At 72.8% G+C, this 1,703-nt stretch carries 2 protein-coding genes; one reads left to right on the forward strand and one right to left on the reverse strand.

The features are described from left to right. Nucleotides 1–549: glutamate--tRNA ligase family protein (locus tag ACFPZL_RS12940; protein WP_382335778.1), on the forward strand; the 549-nt coding region annotated here is incomplete at its 5' end. Nucleotides 550–621: 72 nt separating this feature from the next. Here the strand turns inward: ACFPZL_RS12940 and ACFPZL_RS12945 are convergent. Continuing rightward, the coding region (locus ACFPZL_RS12945; RefSeq protein WP_382335780.1) for a glycoside hydrolase family 3 N-terminal domain-containing protein at nt 622–1,703 on the reverse strand (1,082 nt) is incomplete at its 5' end.

The following is a 1,703-nucleotide window of genomic DNA, read 5'->3' on the forward strand; positions in this document are numbered from 1 at the left end:
GCCGCGCGCGAGCGCATCGCGCCGAGGGCGCCGGCCCTGCGGCTCCGCGTGCCGGAGGGCGTCGTCCCGCCGGACTTCGAGGATCTGATCCTCGGCGGCGTGACCGGTGGGGTCGACGACCTGGTGCTGCAGCGCGGGGACGGTGCGATCGCCTACAATCTGGCCGTCGTCGTCGACGACGCAGACATGGGCGTCGACCAGGTGGTGCGCGGGGACGACCTCGCTTCGTCGACCCCGCGGCAGATCCTCCTGCAGCGGCTGCTCGGACTGCCGAGCCCGCCCGAGATCGCCTACGCCCACGTGCCCCTCGTGCTGGGCCCGGAGGGATCCCGCCTCGCGAAGCGGGACGGCGCCGTCACCGTGGAGGATCTGGCCGCGCAGGGGATCGGGCCCGATCGGATCCGTTCCGTGCTCGCCGCATCGCTCGGGCTCGCCGAACCGGGCGAACCGATCGGTATGGCGGAGCTGCTGGAGCGCTTCGAACCCGAGGCGCTGCCGAGGCAGGCCTGGACGTGGTCGCCTGAAGCGCTGCGGCTCGAAGCGCCATGACCGGATGCGCTGTCACCCGGCCGGCTCTCACTCGGCGGGCTCTCACCCGGCTGGCTCCCACTCGACTGGCTCTCACCCGGCGGAGTGCGCGGCCTCACCGAGCCTGAGCCGAAGGTCGGCCACGCGTTCGGCGGCGTCCTGCAGCCGGTCGGCCTGCAGCCACCCCTCCTCGACCGCATGGGCGACGTCGTCGATGATCTCGGCCATTCCATCCGGATCGACGCCCTGGATCACGAGCGCGAGGTCGGTGCCCGCGGCCAGGCACGCGACGATGATCGCCGAGATGCTCCGGTACTCCGGCAGCCCGGAGCTCAGCAGCATCCCGAGATCGTCGGAGACGATGACGCCGTCGAAGCCGAGGTCTTCCCGCGCGATCCGATGCCACTCCGGCGACAGGGAGGCCGGCTGCTCGTCGACGTCGGTGAAGGCGAGGTGCCCGAACATCAGCAGTTCGGCGCCCGCGTCGATACCGGCGGCGAAGGGTCGGGCATGGGTCTCGCGCCACTTCTCGAAGGAGATCGTGGAACTCGGCACGCCCACGTGCGAGTCGCCCTCGGCTGCGCCGTGTCCGGGGAAGTGCTTGAGCGTCGAGGCGACGGGAGCGAGCGGCGACCGCGCGAGGCTCCGCGCGCCATCGACCGCGGCCCGCACGCGGGAGGCGGCGGACTTCGGGCTCTTGCCGAGTGCCCGGCCGTAGATGAAGCTCTCCTCGCCGTTCGGGACGTCGGCGACGATTCCGAAGTTCACGTTCACGCCGGTCTCGGCCAGAAGCCCGGTCCTGGCGCGGAACGCCGCCTCGGTGTCCCTCGCCGGCTCGTGCTTGAGGCGATCCGCTCCGGGCTGGTCGTCCCAGGGGATCCGGCTGACCTCGCCGCCCTCCTGGTCGATCGCGAGCAGCGGCGGCAGCCCGGGGTCGGCTGTCAGCTCGCCCGTCAGCTCCCGGAGTTCCTCCGCGGATCCGGGGACGTTGTCGCCCATGAGGATGAAGCCGCCCAGGCCGTTCCCCCGGAGGTAGCGGCGCAGCGGGCCCGGTGCGGACCCCGGACGCGTACCCATCAGGACGCTCGCGACGCGTTCCCGATCCGTCATCGCCGTGACGAGCTCGGCTGCGCGCCGACGGCGCAGGTCGTCCCCGGTCGGGGCGGGCGCCGGCG

Source organism: Leucobacter soli (assembly GCF_042659205.1).
GTDB lineage: Bacteria > Actinomycetota > Actinomycetes > Actinomycetales > Microbacteriaceae > Leucobacter > Leucobacter soli.